We start from the raw sequence: 1,521 nt of genomic DNA on the forward strand, positions 1-1,521 counted from the left end.
CTGGAACATCATCGTTCATTGGTACACGGCTGTCGCCTTCAGTAAATTCAGGCTTACCTGTTTGAGTAGCACCTTGAATATCCGTTGTTTCAGCTGGTGTAGCTGTTGGGGTTACTGGAACAATTTCAGGTGTGTAGGTTGTATCCACCTTGATGCCATTTGAGCTTTCAGCTTGAACCTTAACAGGCGTTACCTTACCTGTATAAGATTTATCAGTTGGTGTGAAGGTCACTTGTCCAGTTGCTGGATCAATTGAGTACGTACCGATTTCAGTTGTACCATCTTCAGCATAGGCTGGCGTAGTCGCCACTTCATTACCATCTTTGTCCAAAAGTGTGTAGCTATTATCTTTGATTGTAATAGCTTTATCTTGACCATTTACTTGAACAGTTGCACCTTCAAAGGTTGGTGTTCCAGTTTGTGTCGCACCTTGGATATCTTTAGATGTAGCTGGTTTAGCTGTTGGAACAGCTGCTACAACTGTTGGTGTGTAACTTGCATCTGAAGTGATGGTTGAAGTCTTACCATCTTCATTTGTAATCGTCGCTATTGCTTGAATTTTCACGCCAGTTGCAGTTCCGACAAAGTCTTTTTCAGGAGTAAAGGTTACTGCTCCGGTAGTAGGATCGATTGTGTAAGTACCTTCACCTGCTACTGTTACAGTTGTTTCATCTGTTGGTTGACCTGTTGCAGGGTCAATCAATTTCTTACTTGTAATTTGAGCAGTCTCATCATCACTCAAAGCAAATGTTGGAGTTTCAGTTTGAGGAATATTTTGAATGTCTTCAGAAACTTTATTTGTTGGAGTAAGAGTGACTGGATTAACAGTTGGTGTGTAAGTTGCAGATGCTTTAGTTCCGTTCTTATCTTCACGAACTACTGTTACAGCTGGTGCAGTACCAGTAAAGCTTGGTTCTGGAACAAATGTTACAGTTCCGTCTGCAGCTACTGTATAAGTACCAACGCCATCAACAGTCTTAGAAGTAGATCCATCATCGAAGGTTGCTGGAACGTCATCATTCATTGGTACACGGTTATTACCTTCAGTGAAGGTTGGTTTGCCAGATTGGGTTGCACCTTGAACACCTGTTGTTTCAGCTGGTGTCGCAGTTGGTGTTACCGGTGTAACTGTTGGTGTGTAAGTCGCAGAAGCTTTGGTTCCGTTCTTATCTTCACGAACAACAGTTACAGCAGGTGCAGTTCCAACAAATGATTTTTCTGGTACAAAGGTTACTGTACCGTCTGCTGCCACTGTGTAAGTACCAACACCATCTACAGTCTTCGTAGTTGATCCATCATCAAATGTTGCTGGAACAGCGTCGTTCATAGGCACACGGCTATCGCCTTCAGTGAATTCAGGTTTGCCTGTTTGGGTTGCCCCTTGGATGTCTGTTGATTCAGCTGGTGCAGCTGTTGGGGTTACTGGTGTCACAGTTGGTGTGTATTTAGCTGTGATTTCAGTACCGTTCTTATCAACACGTTTCACTGTTACGCCTGAAGCAGTTCCAGTGAATGATTTTT

At 43.1% G+C, this 1,521-nt stretch carries 1 pseudogene; it reads right to left on the minus strand.

Annotated features, from left to right (window positions below):
- Nucleotides 1-1,521: pseudogene (locus HMPREF2607_RS05945) on the minus strand (CshA family fibrillar surface protein C); the annotation flags it as partial.

It is taken from the genome of Streptococcus sp. HMSC078H03, assembly GCF_001808655.1.
GTDB lineage: Bacteria > Bacillota > Bacilli > Lactobacillales > Streptococcaceae > Streptococcus > Streptococcus salivarius_G.